This window comes from Streptomyces luteoverticillatus (assembly GCF_003970715.1).
Taxonomy (GTDB): Bacteria; Actinomycetota; Actinomycetes; order Streptomycetales; family Streptomycetaceae; genus Streptomyces; species Streptomyces abikoensis.
Map to the genome: position 1 here is coordinate 6,243,957 of NZ_CP034587.1, position 18,039 is coordinate 6,261,995.

14 protein-coding genes are annotated in these 18,039 nt (G+C 73.0%); 5 read left to right on the forward strand and 9 right to left on the reverse strand.

The features are described from left to right. Positions 1–98 precede the first annotated feature (98 nt). Positions 99–3,290 carry a bifunctional cytochrome P450/NADPH--P450 reductase gene (locus EKH77_RS27745; protein ID WP_126917001.1) on the reverse strand — a complete coding sequence of 1,064 codons (3,192 nt, stop codon included), beginning with the start codon at positions 3,288–3,290 and terminating at the stop codon, positions 99–101. A 122-nt stretch (positions 3,291–3,412) separates the two neighbouring features. On the opposite strand from EKH77_RS27745, the gene EKH77_RS27750 reads away from it, so the two are divergent. Then, on the forward strand, positions 3,413–4,069 hold the full coding sequence (locus EKH77_RS27750) for a helix-turn-helix transcriptional regulator (protein ID WP_126917002.1): 657 nt from the start codon (positions 3,413–3,415) through the stop codon (positions 4,067–4,069). On the opposite strand, the gene EKH77_RS27755 is transcribed toward EKH77_RS27750, so the two are convergent. After that, entirely contained in the window at positions 4,051–4,740 is a 690-nt protein-coding gene (locus tag EKH77_RS27755) for a (2Fe-2S)-binding protein (protein ID WP_126917003.1), read from the reverse strand. The two genes, EKH77_RS27750 and EKH77_RS27755, sit on opposite strands and share 19 nt — an antisense overlap. Positions 4,741–4,854: 114 nt before the next feature. Here EKH77_RS27755 and EKH77_RS27760 point away from each other — a divergent pair, with 114 nt between their 5' ends. Then, entirely contained in the window at positions 4,855–8,214 is a 3,360-nt protein-coding gene (locus tag EKH77_RS27760) for a hypothetical protein (RefSeq protein ID WP_240667568.1), read from the forward strand. A 3-nt stretch (positions 8,215–8,217) separates the two neighbouring features. Here the strand turns inward: EKH77_RS27760 and EKH77_RS27765 are convergent, their stop codons facing one another. Next, the gene (locus tag EKH77_RS27765) at positions 8,218–9,576 is read right to left on the reverse strand and encodes a tetratricopeptide repeat protein (protein ID WP_126917004.1); all 1,359 of its coding nucleotides are present in this window, start codon (positions 9,574–9,576) and stop codon (positions 8,218–8,220) included. A gap of 121 nt (positions 9,577–9,697) precedes the next feature. Here EKH77_RS27765 and EKH77_RS27770 point away from each other — a divergent pair, with 121 nt between their 5' ends. From EKH77_RS27770 to EKH77_RS27780, 3 genes are all read left to right on the forward strand, one after another. Continuing rightward, complete coding sequence (locus tag EKH77_RS27770) at positions 9,698–10,018, forward strand: hypothetical protein (protein ID WP_126917005.1); 321 nt, start codon at positions 9,698–9,700, stop codon at positions 10,016–10,018. Between the two features lie 119 nt (positions 10,019–10,137). After that, positions 10,138–10,902, forward strand: a complete 765-nt coding sequence (locus EKH77_RS27775) for a lysophospholipid acyltransferase family protein (RefSeq protein ID WP_126917006.1) — start codon at positions 10,138–10,140, stop codon at positions 10,900–10,902. A gap of 78 nt (positions 10,903–10,980) precedes the next feature. Further along, the gene (locus EKH77_RS27780) at positions 10,981–11,892 is read left to right on the forward strand and encodes a phytoene/squalene synthase family protein (protein WP_126917007.1); all 912 of its coding nucleotides are present in this window, start codon (positions 10,981–10,983) and stop codon (positions 11,890–11,892) included. 24 nt (positions 11,893–11,916) lie between these two features. Here EKH77_RS27780 and EKH77_RS27785 read toward each other — a convergent pair whose 3' ends face one another. From EKH77_RS27785 to EKH77_RS27810, 6 genes are all read right to left on the reverse strand, one after another. Next, positions 11,917–12,129 carry a dodecin gene (locus EKH77_RS27785; protein ID WP_126917008.1) on the reverse strand — a complete coding sequence of 71 codons (213 nt, stop codon included), beginning with the start codon at positions 12,127–12,129 and terminating at the stop codon, positions 11,917–11,919. 91 nt (positions 12,130–12,220) lie between these two features. Beyond that, positions 12,221–12,781, reverse strand: a complete 561-nt coding sequence (locus EKH77_RS27790) for a cysteine hydrolase family protein (RefSeq protein ID WP_126917009.1) — start codon at positions 12,779–12,781, stop codon at positions 12,221–12,223. Positions 12,782–12,794: 13 nt separating this feature from the next. Beyond that, positions 12,795–13,280 carry an SgcJ/EcaC family oxidoreductase gene (locus EKH77_RS27795; protein ID WP_126917010.1) on the reverse strand — a complete coding sequence of 162 codons (486 nt, stop codon included), beginning with the start codon at positions 13,278–13,280 and terminating at the stop codon, positions 12,795–12,797. Positions 13,281–13,369: 89 nt separating this feature from the next. Further along, positions 13,370–13,819 carry a universal stress protein gene (locus EKH77_RS27800; protein WP_126918338.1) on the reverse strand — a complete coding sequence of 150 codons (450 nt, stop codon included), beginning with the start codon at positions 13,817–13,819 and terminating at the stop codon, positions 13,370–13,372. An 82-nt stretch (positions 13,820–13,901) separates the two neighbouring features. Continuing rightward, entirely contained in the window at positions 13,902–15,953 is a 2,052-nt protein-coding gene (locus tag EKH77_RS27805) for a WD40 repeat domain-containing serine/threonine protein kinase (protein ID WP_126917011.1), read from the reverse strand. Positions 15,954–16,005: 52 nt separating this feature from the next. Next, positions 16,006–17,967, reverse strand: a complete 1,962-nt coding sequence (locus tag EKH77_RS27810; protein WP_206279939.1) for a WD40 repeat domain-containing serine/threonine protein kinase — start codon at positions 17,965–17,967, stop codon at positions 16,006–16,008. Positions 17,968–18,039: the final 72 nt, after the last annotated feature.

The window sequence follows — 18,039 nt, forward strand, 5'->3', positions numbered from 1 at the left end:
GTTGTGCCCTCCCTGTCCCCCGGCTCAGGCCGCAGCGTAGCCGCTGCGGCCCTGCCTCGTCGCCGATCAGTTCGAGGAGGAGTGGACGTGCGTGGGGCTCACCCCGCCGCGTACACGTCCTCGACGTACCGGCCCGCGTCCGTCAGTTCGCGCAACCACGCGTCGGCGGCCCGGGCGTCCGCGCCCGTCCGTCGGGCGCAGAGGTCGCGCAGCGCGGCCCGGACGCCCGGCGCCATGCGGGCGCCGTCACCGCAGACGTACACCCGCGCCCCCGCCTCCAGCAGCGACCACACCTCGTCGCCCTCGGCGGCGAGCCGGTGCTGGACGTACGGGCCGCCGCCCGCCTCCGGGCGTTCGCTGAACGCCGGGCGTACGGAGACGACTCCCGCGTCCTCGGCGGCGCGGAGCTCGGCCGAGTGGAGGAAGTCCGCTTCCGGTGCGTCACAGCCGAAGTAGAGCAACGCCGGGGCGAGTTCGATGCCCTTCGCCGCGAGGGCGGCGCGGTCGGCGATCGTCCCCCGGAAGGGGGCCAGCCCCGTTCCGGCAGCGATCATCACCACCGGAGTGCGGGTGTCGGTCGGGATTCGGAATGCCTCGCGGCACGGCTGGACGCGGGCCAGCACTGTGTCGCCCGGCCGCAGCGCGGCCAGGTACCCAGAACCTGTTCCCTTGAACACACCCCGGCCCGAGCGCGCCGGGGCCTCCAGTACGGACACCATCAGGTCGGCGTGCCGGGCGTCCACGGCGGGGGAGGAGGAGATGGAGTACGTGCGCGGCCGCAGCGGCGACAGGAGCTCGGGCAGGGCCGCCGCGCCCAGGACGCCGCGCAGGGCCGGGTGGTCCTCGATCAGCTCCAGCGTCGATCGCGGGTCGTCTGCGGTGACCTGCTTCAGAGACGTCCGCTCGGGCGGGCAGGGGTTGCGCTCCGCCAGCGCCGCCAGTTGGCGGGGCGTGGGGCGCTGCGCCAGTTCCAGGTGGTGGGTGAGGAGTTCGCGCACGGTCAGTGGACGGTCGACGGGGAGGGTGTCGCGGGTGGTGCGTCGCGGGCGCAGCGACAGGACCGTGTCGAGATCCGCGCCGAAGAGCTCGGCAGCGCGTGCTACGAGGGACGGGTCATTGGCGGGCAGCACGGCCAGGTGGTCGGCGGTGCGGTACGTGACTCCCTCCGGCAGCGCCAGGCGCAGGAAACGCTTGGTGCGCGGGTGGGCCGGGTCGGTGAGCTCGTACGCCTCGGTGACGGTCATCGACACCATGCCGTGGCGCTCGGCCAGGGCGGTCAGCGGGCCGCCCGAGATCTCGGTGACCTCGTAGGCGGGGCTGTGGGAGTCCTGGGGCTCGGTGACAGCCCCTGCGCTCTCCGGGTCGCCGTGGCGTTCCAGGAGTGTTCGGAACAGCGCGCGGGTGAAGTCCGTGACGGAGCCGGTGAGGTCGCCGGACGCGTCGGCCTCGGCGCGCGGCAGCAGTCGGGTGCCGCCGAGCGCTGCCAGCCGCTCGTCGAGGAGGGTGGGAACGCGCTGGTAGGTGGCGGCCCAGTTGCGGTCGCCGACGCCCAGGACCGCGTAGTGGACTCCGTCGGCGGCACCCGGGTCGGCCGTGCGCTCGGCCCACTCCGCGAAACGGGCCGCGTCGTCCGTCGGCCGGCCGTTGTACGACGCGGCGACGAGCACCACCGGCGAATCCGTGGGCAGCGCCCCCGCACGCTCGTCGAGCGGCGCGGCGGAGGCGTCGAAGCCCAGCCGCGTCGCCTCGTCGGCGAGGTCCCGGGCCAGCTCGCGGCACGTGCCGTAGTTGGAGCCGTGGAGGACGAGGAGTCCCGTGCCGGTGCGGGCCCGGGTGGGCCCGCCTTCGCCCTTCTCCGCCCGGATGGTCTCCGTGCGCGCCGAGGTCGGCAGTGCCGCCCGGTTCACGGCCCGGTCGGCGGGCGTACGGCGGGCGAGCGTGAGGGTGAACGCGTCCGGCTTGAGCGTGAGCGTCTCCTTGATCCGCAGCCGGTAGCCGGCGGAGTCGACGAACCGGTAGCGGTGGATCAGCATCCCCAGCAGCATCGTCGCCTCGTGCAGCGCGAACTGCCGCCCGATGCACGCCCGCTCCCCGGTGCCGAACGGCTTGTACGCGTGCGGCGAGCGGGCCGCCTCCACGGCCGGGTCGAAACGCGTGGGGTCGAACAGCTCGGGGTTGTCACCCCACACCGGGTCCCGGTGCAGCATCGGTGTGAGCACGGCCACGCCCTCCCCGGCCCGCAGCGGGTACCGGCCGCCGAGCAGCGTGTCCTCCCGGGCCTCCCGCGTGAACGCGGCCGCCGTCGGCCACAGCCGCAGCGCTTCCAGCAGCACCTGCCGGGTCCAGCGCAGCCGCCCGACGTCCTCGAACGTCGGCTCGGGGTCCTCGGCGTCGCCCCACAGCTCGTCCGTCTCCCGCTGCGCCAGCCGCAGCGACACGGGGTCCTTGAGGAGGTGGTAGAGCGCGAAGGACAGGGCGCCGGACGTCGTCTCGTGCCCCGCGATGAGGAACGTGATGACCTGGTTGCGGATGTTGGCCGCGTCGAGCGTGGTCCCGTCGGACGGGTGCGGGGCACCCAGCATCAGCCCCAGCAGGTCGTCGGTACGGGTGTCGCCGGAGGCCGTCCGGGCGGCGATGACGTCGTCGACGACGCCCGCCAGGAACGCGGCGTCCCCCCGGAACGCCGCGTCCTCGGCGGTGAAGTCCACGTCGGGGTCCCGGCCCAGCTTGTTCATCGCCCAGTCCAGGCAGCGCACCATCGCCCCGACGAAGGGGTGCGGCTCGGGGCGCGCGAACGACTCGAAGTCGTAGCCGAACCCCGCCAGCCCGATGGTGTCGAGGGTCATGCGTGTCATGTCCTCGGGCACGTCGACAGGGGTGCCCGAGGACAGGTGGCCGTCCCACGACTCGATCAGCCTGCGGGCCACGCGCAGCATCGCCGGGTGGTAGGCGCGCATCGAGCCCAGGGCGAAGGCGGGCATCAGGATGTCGTGCGCCTTCGCCCAGTTCGCCTCGTCGTTGTAGGCGGTGAACAGCCCGTCGGCGGTGAACTCCCGGACGTTCTCCAGCGCCGGGCCCACGGACTTGGTGAACCGCTGCTCGTCGGCCAGCTCCGAGACGAGTTCCAGGGAGGTCACGAACAGGCGGTCCGAGCCGTGCAGCCGCCGGGTGAATATCGGCCCGTGGCGGCGGGCCAGGCGCATGACCTGCTGAAGAGGGGTGTCGGAGGCCCCGACGGCCGTGATGTCGACGAGGGGGACGGCGGAGGTGATGAGAGACGTCGCTGTCATGACTTCAGAGTCACCTCCCCGGACCGAACCGCCGGTACGTTTCACTGCATGATTGTGCAGTGACTCGCGGCGTGTCGCTCTTGCGCCGGCCGCGGGCGCCGTACGAACGAGGGGGACCGGAAATGGTGGACAGCGCGGAGCACGAGGCGTACTTCACCTGGCGCAACTACTTCATGATGCTGATGGACCGGCTGCCCGTCCCCATCGCCATCTGCCGCGCGAACGGCGAGGTGACCGCCGTCAACCCGGCCATGGCGGCCGAATGGGGCCTGACCCCCGGCCAGGTGCGCGGCCGTAACCTCCTGGACCTCTTCCGGCCCAGCGAGACGGCGGCCCCACAGCTCGACCGGCTCACCGAGGCGCTGCGCCTGGGCCGCCGGTCCCGCTACGCCATCGACGTTCGCTGGACGGCGGCCGGTGGGGAAGGGGCGGGATGTGAGGGCGAGCTCGTGGTCGAACCGGTCGGGGACGCGTCCCCGACGTATCCGGCGCTGCTGACCGTGCTGCGCGTTCGATCAGCGGAAACCTCCACGTCGGCCGGCCCGGCGATGGAGGTGAGCGCTGTGGAAGCGCGGATTCTGGAGCTCGCCGCCGCCGGGGCCACAACGGCGGCCATCGGCAAGGCGATCGGGCTCACCGTCGACGGCGTCAACTACCACCTCACCCGCCTCAGCCGCCGCTGGCGGGTGCCCAACCGTACGGCGCTGGTGGCCAAGGCGTACGTCCTCGGCGTGCTCGCCCCGGGGCAGTGGCCCCCGGCTCAGCGCCGGTCGGAGTGACGGGCGGAGTGAGGCGGCGGGTGGCGTAGTACGCAGTCGCCGCACATGCCGCCGCCAGGGACGCGGTAGTAGAGGCAGCAGGTGCGGCGGATGAAGGTGATGTTGTCGGTGGTGGTGAGCGTGCCGGTGTCGTGGAGGAGCGGGTCCGCGAAGGCGCCTTCCGCCAGGGCGATGGCGCGGGCGGCGTCCTCGGGCCGGTGACGGCCGAGCAGCCAGGCGTGGAGGACGCGCAGGGCGCCCGCGAGGGACGAGCCCGCGTTGCCCCAGAGGAGCGGGGAGGAGATGGGGGTGACGGCACGGATGCGGTCGTGCAGCGGGACCAGCAGGCCGTGCAGGACCGCTGAGCCGAGGTGCTCGCCGGGCAGCGCGACGGCGGTCGGCAGCCACAGGTCGTCGGGCGCGGTACGGGCGGGGTCCCAGCGGAGGCCGCCCGCCGCGAGGTCGGGCACCTCGCCGGTCAGCACGGCGGAGCCCAGGCCGATCGACAACAGCCGTCCGGCGATGCCCTGGAACGCGATCGATGCGGCGACGCGGGTGTCGTCCGTGCCCAGTCGCTCCCCGACGGTGGTGACGCGTCGCCGGACGGTCTCCTCGTGGAGGAGGGGGAGGCCGCCTTCGCCGGTGCGGAGGGCGAAGAACGGACCCACTTCGGCGAGTTCGTCGAAGCACATGGGCCGGGCGGATCCTTCGGTCGTGCGTACGGGGATCACCGCACCCTACCGCTCGGGCCCCCTTTGTCCGGCGGCCCTTTGGCGATCCGGGCGGGAACGACGAGAATCGGCCACGTGATCGAGAACACCGCCCCCGCGCTCGCCGACGCGCTCCTCACCACCGTCGCCCCCCTGCCCTTCCCCCAGCGCGTGCGCCACATCGCCCTGTGGGCCCGCGAGCTCGGCGCGCGCGGGGAACTGGGCGCGGCGCTGGACGAACTGTCGGGGCGCGGGACGTACGAACGGGGCGTCGCGGCCACGGCCGCGACAGCCGGCCGTGACGTCACCTGGCTGCGGGACCGGCTGACCGACCCCGATCCGGCCGTCCGACGCCACTCCGTCACTGCCGTCCGGCGGGGGCTGATCCCCGACGCCGACGTCACGGCGGCACTGGACGACGCCCCCATGGCCATCCGCCGCGAGATCGTCCGAGCCGTCGTCGCGGGCCGGCGCACAGCCGTCGCCGAGGCACTCGTCCGGCCGGTCCGCGAGCGCTGGGGCGACGCCGAGGCGGCGAGGCTGCTGCCGGCTTGCGGGCCCGCCACCGTCGCGGAGCTGCTCCCCGCTCTCTTCCACACCACCGTCCCCTGGAGCCGGCTCGCCGACCGCCACCCCGACGCCGTCCTCCGCGAGGCGGAACGCCGGCTCACGGAACTGACCGAGGACCACCGCAGGAGGTGGTGGCAGGCATACGGCTTCATCGTGGCGGCCACCATCGGGACACGGCCCTCGAAGGTGCTCGACCTGCTGGAACGGCTGTGTCCGGGCACGCTGCCCGACCGCGTCCACCAGCGGCTCGGCCGGCTGGCCGCCGCCGACCCGGACGCCACCCTCCGGCTCCTGACGGCACCGGGCCGCGAGGACAGGGAGCTCCACGGCCTGAAGCCGCGCGTACTGCGCCTGCTCGTACGTCACCGGCCGCCCGGCTTCGACGCGCTCGCCCGCGTGATGGGCCGCGACCAGCGCGCCCTCGCACGGATGCTGAAGACGATGGCACCGGCACGGCGTGCCGAGGCTTACGACATCGCGATGGACGGGCGCAGCACGAGCCACGCCGCGCTGTCGCACGGCATCCTCGACGTGCTGCCCAGGGCCCGCCGCCACGCCGAGGCCCGGCGCATGGCCGAGCAGGCCCGCGAGTACGGCGGCAGTTGGCAGCTGATCCTGTCGGCCGTGGCACACCTGCCGGTGGCGGAGGCCCGCGCGGAACTGCTGGCCGCCACCCGCCGCTCCGAGCCCACGGAACGCGCCTACGCCTACAAGCTGCTGGTGCGCAACGCGGCCCTCACCCGCGACCCCGCCGCCGTCACGGAACTCCTCGCCGGCCTGGACCGGCTGCGCAACGAGCAGCAGCCGGTACGCTCCGCCTTCCTGGCCGCGCTCGCCGACCTCCGGCCCTCGCTGTTCGAAGGCGAAGCGGCTCCCCACCTGGAGCGCCTCACCACCGACACCGTCGAGGCCCGCGACTTCTCGTGGCCCGAGAGCCACGCCCTGCGCACCCTGGCGCGCGGGGTGCTGCGCGAGCAGGTCGGCGGGGACGACGAGCCGACGGGCTGGGCGCTCCGCACCCTCGCCCGGCTGCAGGGCGCCGTGCCCTCGCGCGAGGACCTGCGTCCCGGCCAGGAGCACGAGGTCTTCGCCGCGCTGCGCCCCTCCCTCGAAGCCGCCGCCGACAGAGCCGACTTCACGGAGACCATCCGGCTCGCCGACTCCCTCGAGGAACTCGGCCACGGCATACCCGGGCTCCAGGCCCTGCTGCGGCGCGCGATCGAACACGGCACCCCCGACGACGGACAGCAGGCCGCCGCTCACTGGCTGGACGACCCCCGCACCCGGGACGCCCGCCTCACCGAGCTGCTCGCCCTGGAACCGTCCGCCGCCACGTTCTCCCACGTGCAGTGGACGCTCGTGCGCCGCCGCACCGATCTGCTGGACGCCCTGCTGGGCGACACGCCCCCGTACGGACGGTTCCTGATCGAGGGCAGCCACTGGCTGCCGCCCGTCTGCCGCGACACCGCGTCCTGGACGCCGCCGCAGCAGGCCGCCGCCGCACGGCTGCTGGCGCGCGCGGCGGCCGACGACGGCCTCACCATCCACCAGCGCGTCCACGCGCTCCGGCTGGCCGCGTGGATCCCCGGACACGGTGCCGAACTGCTGCTGCGCTACGCCGACGACAGCGACGTGCCGCTCGCCGAGGCCGCCCTCGCGGCCCTCGCCCGCACGGACACCCCCGGGCGGCATCTGCGGCTGCTGCTCTCCCACGCCGGCGGCGACCGGGCCCGGGTCGCGATCCCCGCCGCGTCCCGCGCCAGCCGGTTCGTCGCCCCCTCCGCCTTGGCGGGCGAGCTGAGGCAACTGCTCACCAGCACGAGCGGGACCAAGGTGACCAGCAGGAAGGAAGCCGCCCGGCTCGCCGCCACCGCGCTGCCCGCGCCGGAGGCGGTGGCACTCCTGACCGAGGCGTGCGCGCTGCCGGACCAGCACCACGACGTGCGGGCCGCGTGCGTGGCGGTCGCGAAGAGTCTGCTCGCGCATGACGAGGCATGGGCGCTGCTGGAGACGGCGGCGGCCGGGAGGAGCGAACTCCGCAAGGCCGTCCTGGCGAGCCGGCCCTACGACCTGCCCGAGCACCACCGGTCCCGCTACGCCGCACTCGTGCGGGCCGCGTGCGAGACCGACGACCCCGAGGTCGCGCGGCTCGGTTACCCGGTGCTCGGCATCTGGTCGCCCTGGTCCCCGGACGCCGCGCGCCTCCTGGAGGCCGCCGTCACCGACCTGGAGAACCGGGCGAGCTGGCGCCAGGCCGCCGACGCGCTGTGCGATCTCGTCGCCCTGGCACCCTCCGGCTCTCCCGACGCCGCCCCTCTCCTCCGTACCCTCACGGCCCTCGCCGAGGCCGACGCCCTGCCCGGCACCCCGGACGCGGAGCCCGACCGCGACCGTCCCGCCCGCCGGCGCCTCCGGCACCTGACCGCGGGCCTGGCGGCGAGGAGCACCTGGCAGCCGCGTGCCGTGCGGGCAGCGGCACCGGCGGTCGCCGAACTCCTCCACCGGCTGGGGGACTACGGGCCCGAGGCGGCCGACCTCCTCGCCCGGACCCTCGATCCGCACGCGGCCCCCGAGGCGCTGAGCCTGCAACTCGAGCACCTCGCCCGGTGCCACGACGGCAGGCCCGCGCTCGCCGCCCGTACGGCCGCCTCCCTCAACCAGCACCTGGGCACGCGCACCGGCGACGAGGCCCTCGCCCACGCGGCCCGCGCCCTGACCGCCGCCGGTAGCCACGCCGCCGGCCTGTTCGCGGTCGCCCTCACCACGATGGGAGGCCGCCGCACGCACTGGTCGGCCCCCTGGCGCGACCAACTACGGGCCCTGCGCCGCCACGCCCACCCCGACGTACGCGACGAGGCGCTCGCCACGGCGACGGCGGAGGAGTGACGGTCACGCGGTGAGCGTGGCCGGTACGACGGACCGGGCACGCTCGTGGAGATGGCGGGCGTGGGGGTTCTTGAGGTGGGGACGGATGCGCGTGAACATCTCCGTCATGCGCTCGTCGCACTGGCCCGACTGCACCAGCGGATAGATGTCCAACGCCCTGGCCCAGGTGTCGCACGCGGCTTCCAGATGCCCGATCTGGCACTGTCGCTCGGCGAGCATGGCGAGGTAGCGCACGCGATTGCGCCAGAGCGAATGGTGGCGCAGCCGGTCGGACTCCTCCAACGCCTCGATGGACCCGCGCAGATCGCCGAGTTCGTAACGGACTTGGCCGACGTGGTAGGTGAGCGACGACGGGTTGTAGGAACCGAAAGTCGTCGCCTGCGACTCGGCCTTGTCCATGGCGATTTCCGCTTCCTTGAGGTACATCAGCGCGGTGCTGCGATCCCCGAGCTGCGCGGCGGAGTGCGCCTGCTGCCCGGCGAGGAACGCCCGCATACGCGGCCCGGCCTGCGGGGACGCCGCCGCGGCGGCATCGGCCAGCCGCATGGCGTGCGGGCCGTGCCCCAGGTCGACGGCCTGGACGCTCATGCCGCGCAACGTCGTGCAGAACGTCAGGTGGTCCTGGGAGGCACCGGCCAGGTGCAGGGCCTTGAGGTAGTACTGCTGCGCGAGACCGTGAAGTCCTTCATCGACGGCCATATATCCCGTGAGATAACAGAGGTCGGAAGCGGCGGACATCATCGCTCTGCGCACGGATTCGGGCCCGTCGGCCTTCAGATAGGGCGCGACTGTATTCACGAGGAATGCCGCTGCCATCGGCCGGGCATGCCGCCCGCCGAACTGGTCGTCGAGTTCCGAGACTCGCTCGGTCATGGCGATGACCATCTGCACATCGGGCATTCCGATGCGGCCGATCGCCCCGCGCTGCGCCGCCTCCATCCGCCCCACCACGTCCGGCCAGCCCGGAACCGTCAAGGCCACCGAAAAGAGGCTGTAGCCGAGCACGCTTCGCCGCGACGGGTCCATGTCCTGCCGGCCGAGGTCGACGAGCCCCTCGACCGTGCCCCCGTCGGGGAACCCGTCCGGCGGGGGCGGAAAGCCCGCCTCCGCGTACGTCACCGGACGGTTCAGGCGGCGGGACAGCGCCTCCAGGATCAGCGGGCGGACCTCCTCCTTCGGGACGTAGCCCCTCAGCCACTGGTGGACCGAAGGCTCCTGGTACCTGAGCGGGGTGCCGCGCTCCGTCCCTATGCGGTTCACCTCGCGGGCGAACTGCCGCAGCGTCCACGCGGTCTCGCGGTACAGCCGCTCCAGACCCGTATTCGGCACTCGGTTCGTCAAGGCACTCAACTCCTCGCCCATGGCCCCCGTTTAAAGGGTTTAAGTCCGGCCACCGTCGCCCACAGTACCGCCGCCCACTGACAACCGGTTGCCTGGAGTGCAGGAAAGATCACCGAACGCGACAGGGAATGAGGGCCTGGCCATGGCTTTCCGTATCGGCGACATCGTCGTGGACGCGCGCACGGGCAAGATCGGTCAACTGATGGGGCGTGAGGGGCCGGACGTCCAACTCCGGCCAGTTCGCGGCGGGCTCGAGTGGGACTGCCCGAGGGAGGCGATCCGGGCCCCCGAGCCCACCGAGCTCCTCGCCCGTCCCGCCGGGCCGCCCGCCCCGCGCTGCGCCGTCTGCGCCTCCATCAAGGACCAGCGGCGCGAGGCGGAGGCCCAAGGGGACGTCCAGCGCATGAGCGACGCCGCCGCCCGCATGGGGGTCCATCAGCGGCAGGCGCACGCGCACATGTGACCGCCCCTACCGCCGGTATCACTGAGAGTGGCTGAATAGTCACTCTCCACATGATCCCCGCAGCCTACTACTGTGCGTCGGCGCGGGGGTCAGGTCGGCGCGGACAAGGGGCTTGCTGCGTGTTCTACTACTTCTTCAAGAACGTGGTGTTGATACCGCTGTTGAGGTGGGTCTTCCGGCCGAAGGTCGAGGGGCTCCACCACCTGCCGACGCACGGGTCGGCCATCATCGCGGGGAACCATCTCTCCTTCTCCGACCACTTCCTGATGCCGGTGATGGTGAAGCGCCGGATCCGGTTTCTCGGGAAGATGGAGTACTTCACCGGTCGCGGCGTCAAGGGCAAGCTCGTCGCCGCGTTCTTCCGGGGCATCGGGGCGATTCCCGTCGACCGCTCCGGCAAGGAGGCCGCGCAGGCGGCGCTCGACACGGGTCTCGGCGTGCTGGGCTCCGGCGAGTTGCTCGGCATCTACCCCGAAGGGACGCGCTCGCACGACGGGCGGCTGTACAAGGGCAAGGTGGGGGTGGCGGCGATGGCGCTGAAGTCGGGGGCGCCCGTCATTCCGTGCGCGATGATCGGCACGTTCGAGGCCCAGCCGACGGGGAAACTGCTGCCGCGCGTCGTCCCCATCACCATCCGCTTCGGGGAACCGCTGGACTTCTCGCGGTACGCGGGCATGGAGGACCATCGGGCCGTGCTGCGGGCCGTCACGGACGAGATCATGTACGCGATCTGGCGGTTGTCCGAGCAGGAGTACGTGGACACGTACGCGTCCGAGGCCAAGGCGGCCCTGCGGTCCGTGGACGGCGGGGCGCGCCCGGCGGCCGCCGTCGCGGTCCCGGGTGGCCGGGAACAGGCGGCCGTCGGCCGCTCGGCGGCGGCCTGAACCACGGAACGGGGAGGCGACCCGCGCGAGGGGGTTAGGCTCGGCTGTCATCGCCGATTCCCGGAGAGAACGATCAGCATGCACACGTGGGGCAGGACGCTCACCACCGCAGGCATCCGTGACCCACGTCTGCGCGACGACTACACCCGCCAGCGGAAACTCGTGGCGGGCTACAAGCGGAACGCCTATGTCGCCGTACGGCTGTTGCTGCCCCCGGAGCTCGTTCCGCACGTCATCGCCGCCACGGCGTTCATGCATCACACCGATCTGCTCGCCGAGGAGAGCTCCACCGACCCGGCGGGCGGCGATGACCGGTTCACGGTCTGGGAGAAGGAAGTGCGCGACGGGCTGGCTGTCGGTGACAGCACTCACCCCGTGCTCCGCCCGTTGCTGCACACCGCCTCCGTCCACCCCGGCCTGCGCGAGCACGTCGAGCGGTTTCTCGCCGGGGCGCCGATGGACAGGGACTTCGGTGGTTTCGCGGACGAGGCGGGCTATCAGCGGTACGTCGACGCGTACTCGTTTCCGGCCTTCATGCTCGTGGCGTGCCTCGTCCTCTCGCCCGACGCCGACCCCGAGGACAGCCGTGCGCTGTGCCGTTCCTACATCGACGGCAGCCAGCGTCTGGACTTCGTCAACGACCTCGCCGAGGACCTCGGGGACGGCCGGCTCACCCTTCCCGAGGAGATCCTGACGCGGCACGGGGTCTCCCGCTCCGATCTCGAGCGGAAGCGGGACACCCCGCGCTCCCGCGCCCTGCTCCGGGACCTCCTCGAGCAGAGCCGCCGCGACCTTCTGGCCAGCCGTTCGTTGCCGGAGCTGGCGCCGCCCGCTCACCGTGCCTTCGTGCGGGCCTTCCTCGCGCTGGAACTCCTCACGAACGAGGCGGCGCTGGCGAAGGGCGGCGGAGTCCTGCGCGAATCGGCCGGCCCGTCCCCGCGCGCGGCTCTGGGCGTCCTGCTCCGCGAGTACCGGCGGCGCGGTCGCTGACGAGGGCCGGGGCGGGCCGGTGCGTCAGGTGTCCTCCAGCCGGAAGCCCAGCTTGATCCCGACCTGGTAGTGCGCGATCGCGCCGTTCTCGAGGTGGCCACGGACTTCGGTCACCTCGAACCAGTCGAGTTCCCGGAGGGTCTGCGAGGCGCGGCTGATCCCGTTGCGGATCGCCGCGTCCACGCTCTCCGGCGAGGAGCCGACGATCTCGGTCACCCGGTAGGTGTGGTTGCCCATGTCCCCACCGTGCCCCAGCGGCGGCGCGGGCGCGAAGCGGGTGGGCCATCGGGGGCACGCGGCGGGGACGCGGCCAGGATCGTGTGACCGGCTACGCGCCGAGCGTCTTGAGCCAGTCGTCGACGGTGACGACGTCCGCCCACTGCGGGAACAGCCGCTCGACGAGGGCTTGGTGCAGCTCCGGGTCGGGGTCCAGGCAGCCGTCGGAGAGGACGGTGAGGCCGAAGTCCAGGTCGTTCGCCTGGCACAGGGTGGACAGCACCACGGCGCTGGTGGCGATGCCGGTGAGCACGAGGTTGTCGATGCCACGTGCCCTCAGCACCACGTCCAGGTCGCTGCCCGAGAACGCGCTGGCCCGGCGCTTGGTGACCACCACCTCGCCCGGCCGGGGCGCGACTTCGGGGTGGATCGCAGTGCCCGGGGCGCCCTCGACGAAGAGGCCGGCCCGCGCGATGGCGGCGAGGGGCTTGTTGCGCGTGCCGACCTCCGGGAAGCCGGGGCGCAAGGCGATGACCACGTAGATCACGGGGATGCCGGCCGCCCGTGCCCCGTCGATCGCCCTGCGCAGCCGTGGCAGGTAGCCGGAGCCGTCGTCGACGATGTCCACGATGGCCTGTTGGACGTCCATTACGAGAAGGGCGGTGTTGTTCATCGCCCGACTTTAGCTACTCCGTGGGCAGCTTCGAGGAGTGGTGGTTGATGATCAGCCACCTGTCGCCGCGCAGCTTGTAGACGAAGGTGTAGCGCGCGTCGACCTTGGACCTGTGGCCCTGCTTGTCGGTCAGCGTGAACTGGTAGAGGCCCGTGTCGATGGCGCTGGTGCGGCCCAGGATGTTGATGACCCGCTCCTGGATCCTGCCGACGGGCTTGTTCTCCAGGAAGTGCTTGAAGTAGTCGACCCTCGCCGCCCGGGTCTTGCGGATCTCGGCGGAGACGGTCGGCAGCAGTACGGCGTCCGGGGCGTAGAGGTCGGCGACGCGGTTCGCGTCGAGGGTGCCCAGAGCGGCGTTCCACCGGTCGAACAGATTCCTGATCTCCCGCTCGCTGGGGAGCTGGCGGCGGTGGTCGGCCGCTTGTGCCGCGCCCGTTCCGGCGAACAGGACGGCGACGGTGGTGACGGCGGCTCCGGCTGCGTACGTGTGTCGCCCCATGGGGCGCCTCCCGTGTGGTGTCGGTGATGGGGTGGGGATGTCACCTCAGCCTCACCCGGCACCGCCGATCCGGCACTTCGGGATGGTGCTTACGGCACCACCGTCACCGGCCACCGCCCCGCCTTCACCAGACGGACCGCCACCGAGCCCACGATGCGGTGGCCCGCCTGCTCCGACGCCCCGACGACCACCGCGTCCGCCTTGAGCTCGTCGGCCGTCTCCACCAGCCCGGTGTAGGGGTCGCCGCGGAAGGTGTGGAACTGCCAGCGGACCTCATGGACGCCCCGCAGGCGTTCGGTCGTCTCGCGGATCTCGGCCAGCAGCTCCTCGGCGACCTGCTCGGTCGTCTCCGCCACCGGGGCGCCCAGGGCGGCCCCGCCCACGAGGAGGGGCTGGACGTAGACGACGGCCAGCAGGGCGTTCTGCCGGCGGGCGAGGCCCGCCGCGTAGGCGGCCGCGCGCCAGGAGGTGTCGGAGCCGTCGACACCGACGACGATGACCCTGGGGCCGTCGGTGCCGCGCTCGAAACCGGACGGCAGGGGGGCGTTCCGCCCTTCGTTCGTACCCTCGCTCACGTTTTCGCTCACACGGGCAGGCTAATACCGTGACGCGCGGGCGCGCTCAGGGCACCGGCCAGAGCCGGACGGTGTCGTCGCCGGAGGGACCGGACCCGCCGAAAAGTCCCGCCGCGAGCGTCTTTCCGTCCGGGCTGAACGCCACCGACTGGATCCAGCCACTGGCCTTGTAGGTGGCGGAGGGCGTCCCCGAGGTCGTGTCCCACAGGACGAGCTTGCCCTTCATGTCGGCGCTGGCCAGGAACCGGCCCGCCGGGTGGAACGCCAGGGTCTGGATGATGTCCTCGTGGCCCTTGAGGGTGACGATGTCCTGGCGGGACGCGGTGTTCCACAGCCGGATGGTGGTGAGTGTGTCCGTCATGGCCAGGATCTGGCCGTCGGGGCTGAACACCGCCTTGTTCGCCCCGGCGCTGTCGTTGATGGTCAGCAGCACCTGATCGTCCGGCATCCGCCGCACCTGTACGGGGCTCCCGCCGGCCAGCAGTTTGCCGTCCGGGCTGAAGGCCGCCGCCCCGCCCTTCACGCCCTCGTGGACGGCGAGGCCACGACCGGAGGCCACGTCCCACACGTACTGGCCCTTCGGGGTGCTCGCGGCCAGCGTCCTGCCGTCCGCGCTCTGGCTCATGGAGGAGATGTGGCCGTCCTGGCCCCGGTAGTCCGTGGGGCCGGTGAAGGTGCCGACGGCGCGCCCGGTGGCCACGTCCCAGGCCAGGATCTTGTTCTTGTCCGCCTTGAACAGGAGCTTGCCGTCCCGGCTGAACTCGTTGGCCTGGATGAACTCGGCGGTGCTGACGCGCGTGGTCGTGCCGCGCCTGGTGGACAGGTCCCAGTGCCAGATCTTGCCATCCCCGCTGGAGGCGAGCAGTGTCCTGCCGTCCGGCGTGAAGGCGATCGCGTGCACGCTCACGGCACCCTCGAAGGTGGTGCCGTCCGCGCCCGGACTCCGCGTCGCGGCCTGCCCCGGGGCATCCGGCTCGTCGTCCCCACGGTTCAGGTAGAGGGGTATGCCCACCGAGGCGGCCACGGCGGCGACGCCGAGGCCGCCGAAGAGGAGACCGCGCCGCGACAGCTTGCGCGTCGCGTTGCCCGCCTCGCCCGCGCCAGGCGCGGGGGCGGCGGCCGGGGGTACGGCCGAAGGCGGCGCTGCGGGGTACGGGGGTGCTCCGGCGCTCGGGTTCGCCGCTGCCGGGGGCGCGGGGAGGGGGCGTGTCGGATCGGGGGCCGGTACGGCCCGCGTCCGTTCCGCCGGGGTCAGGACCACCGTCCGCTCCGGACGCTCGGCCGCGGTACCCGAGCCGGCGGCGCCCGCGAACCGCGTGGGGAGCTCGGCGACGAGCGGCCGGTCGGCCGGGTCCTTGGCCAGGCAGGCGGTCAGGAGGCGGCGGAGCTCGCCGTCGAGGGCGCCGAGCTCCGGCGGGTCGTCCAGGATCCGCTGGACGACCGACAGGAGGGTGGGCGCGTCGAAGGGGCTGCGGCCGGTGGCGGCGAAGGCCAGGACCGAGCCCAGCGCGAACACGTCGCTCGGCGGACCGGCCCGGTCGGCGCGTATCTGCTCCGGCGACATATAGGCGTAGGTGCCGATGACCGTGCCGGTCGCCGTCAGCGAGCTGGCGTCCACCGCGCGGGCGATGCCGAAGTCGATGATGCGGGGGCCGTCGTCGGCGAGGATGACGTTGCCGGGTTTGAGGTCGCGGTGGACGAGGCCGCAGCGGTGGATGGCGGTGAGCCCCTCGGCGAGCCCGGCGCCGAGGCGGAGCACCGCGTCCGGGTCGAGCGGGCCGCTCTCGGCGACCACTTGCTGCAGGGTGGGCCCCGCGATGAAGGCGGTGACCAGCCAGGGCGACGCGGCGTCCGGGTCGGCGTCGACCACCTGGGCGGTGTGGAAGCCGCCGACCTGCCGGGCCGCGTCGACCTCGCGCCTGAAACGGGTCCGGAACTGCGGGGTGTCCGCCAGTTCCGCGCGGATCAGCTTCACCGCGACCTTCCGGCCGCCCGGCGACGTCCCGAGGAACACCTGCCCCATGCCGCCCGCGCCCAGCCGGCCCTCCAGCCGATAGGGGCCGACCCACCGGGGGTCGTCGGGCCACAACGCGTCCATGAGTTACCGTCCGTGAGAGGGAATGGGGGCTCCGGTGAGAGGAGCCGAGCGGCTAGGGCAGCTTCCAGAGCTGGATCGTGTGGGCGGCCTCGTCACGCCCGGACGACGCGTTGACGGCGGCCGCCAGGGTCGCGCCGTCCGGGCTGAACGCCAGGACCGAGATCGACGGGTCGTACTTGGACTGCGGCGCGGTGGCGGTCAGCGTCGAGGCGACGCGCCCGGTGGACAGGTCCCAGAGGCTGACGGTCCTGCCGGCGTGGTGGTCCCCGACGTCGGGCTCGCGCGAGCTTCCGGCGCCCGCGATCACCGCCTTGCCCGGGCGGTACGCCGCCGTGCGGACGTACTCGTGGTCGTCGGTGAGCGTCGCGGTGGGACGCCCGGTGGCCACGTCCCAGAGCCGGACGCCGGGCCCGGAGCCCGCGACGGTCTTCCCGTCGGGGCTGAACACCGCCGTCGCGAAGTTCTTCTCCACGTCGGACGTCAAGGTTTTGACGGAGCCGCCGGTGCCGGCGTCCCAGAGCCGGATGCTGCCGTACTTGCCCGTGTCGGCGGCCACCGTAGCGACGGTCTTCCCGTCCGGACTGAACGCGATGTGGCCCATGCTGCCGGTGTGCCCGGTGAGGGTGGCGAAGGAGCGGCCTGTGTCCGGCTTCATCAGCTCGACCCGGCTGCCGACGCCCACGGCGAGCGTCGCGCCGTCCGGGCTGACCGCCAGGCAGTTGACGCTGTCGAACTCGCCGTCGTACGTGGCGAGGACGTCCAGCGGCGCGCCGGTGCGCACGTCCCAGCGCCGCAGCGTCTTGTCGAAGCTTCCGGTGAACAGCGTCCGGCCGTCCCGGCTGTAGGCCAGGGACATGACCCACTCGGTATGGCCCGTGAACGTCGCGATCGCGCGGCCGGTGACGGCGTCCCACAGTCGCGCGGTCTTGTCGAAGCCGCCGCTGACGAGGGTCCTGCCGTCCGGGCCGAAGACGAGGCAGTCGACGGACTGGGTGTGGCCGGTGAGGCGCGCGACGGGCTTGGTGGAGTCCGGGGCGGCGGTGGCCGGGGCTGCGAGCGGGCGGTCCTTCGCCGAGGCCTTCGCACCGGACTCCGGCCACAGGAAGTACGCGGCCCCGCCGGCCGCCGCCGTCGCGGCGACCGCCCCGCCGAACAGCAGGGCGCGCCGGGGGAGCGGCTTGGCGGGGGCGACGGGCGCGGTGGCGGGCGAGCCGCCGGTGACCGAGAGGCGCGAGAGGAGTTCGGCGGTGGACGGCCGGTCGGCCGGCTCCTTGGCCAGGCACGCGGCCACCAGCTCGTGCAGCTCGCCCGACAGGCCGTCGAGCCGGGGCGGTTCGCTGGTGACCCGGTGGACGATGGCCGGCACGGACGTCGCGTCGAAGGGGGCGCGCCCGGCGGCGGCGAAGGCCAGGACCGAGCCGAGCGCGAACACGTCGCTGGCCGGGGAAATCGTTTCGGCGCGTATCTGTTCCGGCGACATGTAGGCGTACGTGCCGATGACCGAGCCCGTGCGGGTCATCGTGTCGCCGGAGGTGTGGGCCACTCCGAAGTCGATGATGCGGGGGCCGTCGTCGGCGAGGATGACGTTGCCGGGCTTGAGGTCGCGGTGGACGAGGCCGCAGCGGTGGATGGCCGCGAGCCCCTCGACGAGTCCGGCGCCGAGGCGGAGCACGGCGTCGGGGGCGAGCGGGCCGCGTTCGGTGACGGTCCGTTGCAGGGTGGGGCCGGGGATGAAGGCGGTGACCAGCCACGGCGACGCGGCGTCCGGGTCGGCGTCGACGACCTGGGCCGTGTGGAAGCCGCCGACCTGCCGCGCGGCGTCGACCTCGCGCTTGAAACGGGCCCGGAACTGCGGGGCGTTCGCCAGCTCCGGGAGGATCAGCTTCACCGCGACCTTCCGGCCCGCCTGCGACGTGCCGAGGTAGACCTGCCCCATGCCGCCCGCGCCCAGCCGGGCCTCCAGCCGGTACGGGCCAATACGCCGGGGGTCTCCGGGGCGCAGCGGCTCGACCATGCGCTACTCGAATCTGCGGGGGGCTGGGGCTACGGGCGGGATCACGCAGGGCATTGAACCATGCCCCGGCGT

Excerpts from the sequence above, each read along its gene's own strand:
- EKH77_RS27745 (WP_126917001.1), bottom strand. The coding sequence starts at position 3,290 with ATGACAGCGACGTCTCTCATCACCTCCGCCGTCCCCCTCGTCGACATC.
- EKH77_RS27750 (WP_126917002.1), top strand. The coding sequence starts at position 3,413 with ATGGTGGACAGCGCGGAGCACGAGGCGTACTTCACCTGGCGCAACTAC.
- EKH77_RS27755 (WP_126917003.1), bottom strand. The coding sequence starts at position 4,740 with ATGTGCTTCGACGAACTCGCCGAAGTGGGTCCGTTCTTCGCCCTCCGC.
- EKH77_RS27765 (WP_126917004.1), bottom strand. The coding sequence starts at position 9,576 with ATGGGCGAGGAGTTGAGTGCCTTGACGAACCGAGTGCCGAATACGGGT.
- EKH77_RS27770 (WP_126917005.1), top strand. The coding sequence starts at position 9,698 with ATGGCTTTCCGTATCGGCGACATCGTCGTGGACGCGCGCACGGGCAAG.
- EKH77_RS27780 (WP_126917007.1), top strand. The coding sequence starts at position 10,981 with ATGCACACGTGGGGCAGGACGCTCACCACCGCAGGCATCCGTGACCCA.
- EKH77_RS27785 (WP_126917008.1), bottom strand. The coding sequence starts at position 12,129 with ATGGGCAACCACACCTACCGGGTGACCGAGATCGTCGGCTCCTCGCCG.
- EKH77_RS27790 (WP_126917009.1), bottom strand. The coding sequence starts at position 12,781 with ATGAACAACACCGCCCTTCTCGTAATGGACGTCCAACAGGCCATCGTG.
- EKH77_RS27795 (WP_126917010.1), bottom strand. The coding sequence starts at position 13,280 with ATGGGGCGACACACGTACGCAGCCGGAGCCGCCGTCACCACCGTCGCC.
- EKH77_RS27805 (WP_126917011.1), bottom strand. The coding sequence starts at position 15,953 with ATGGACGCGTTGTGGCCCGACGACCCCCGGTGGGTCGGCCCCTATCGG.
- EKH77_RS27810 (WP_206279939.1), bottom strand. The coding sequence starts at position 17,967 with ATGGTCGAGCCGCTGCGCCCCGGAGACCCCCGGCGTATTGGCCCGTAC.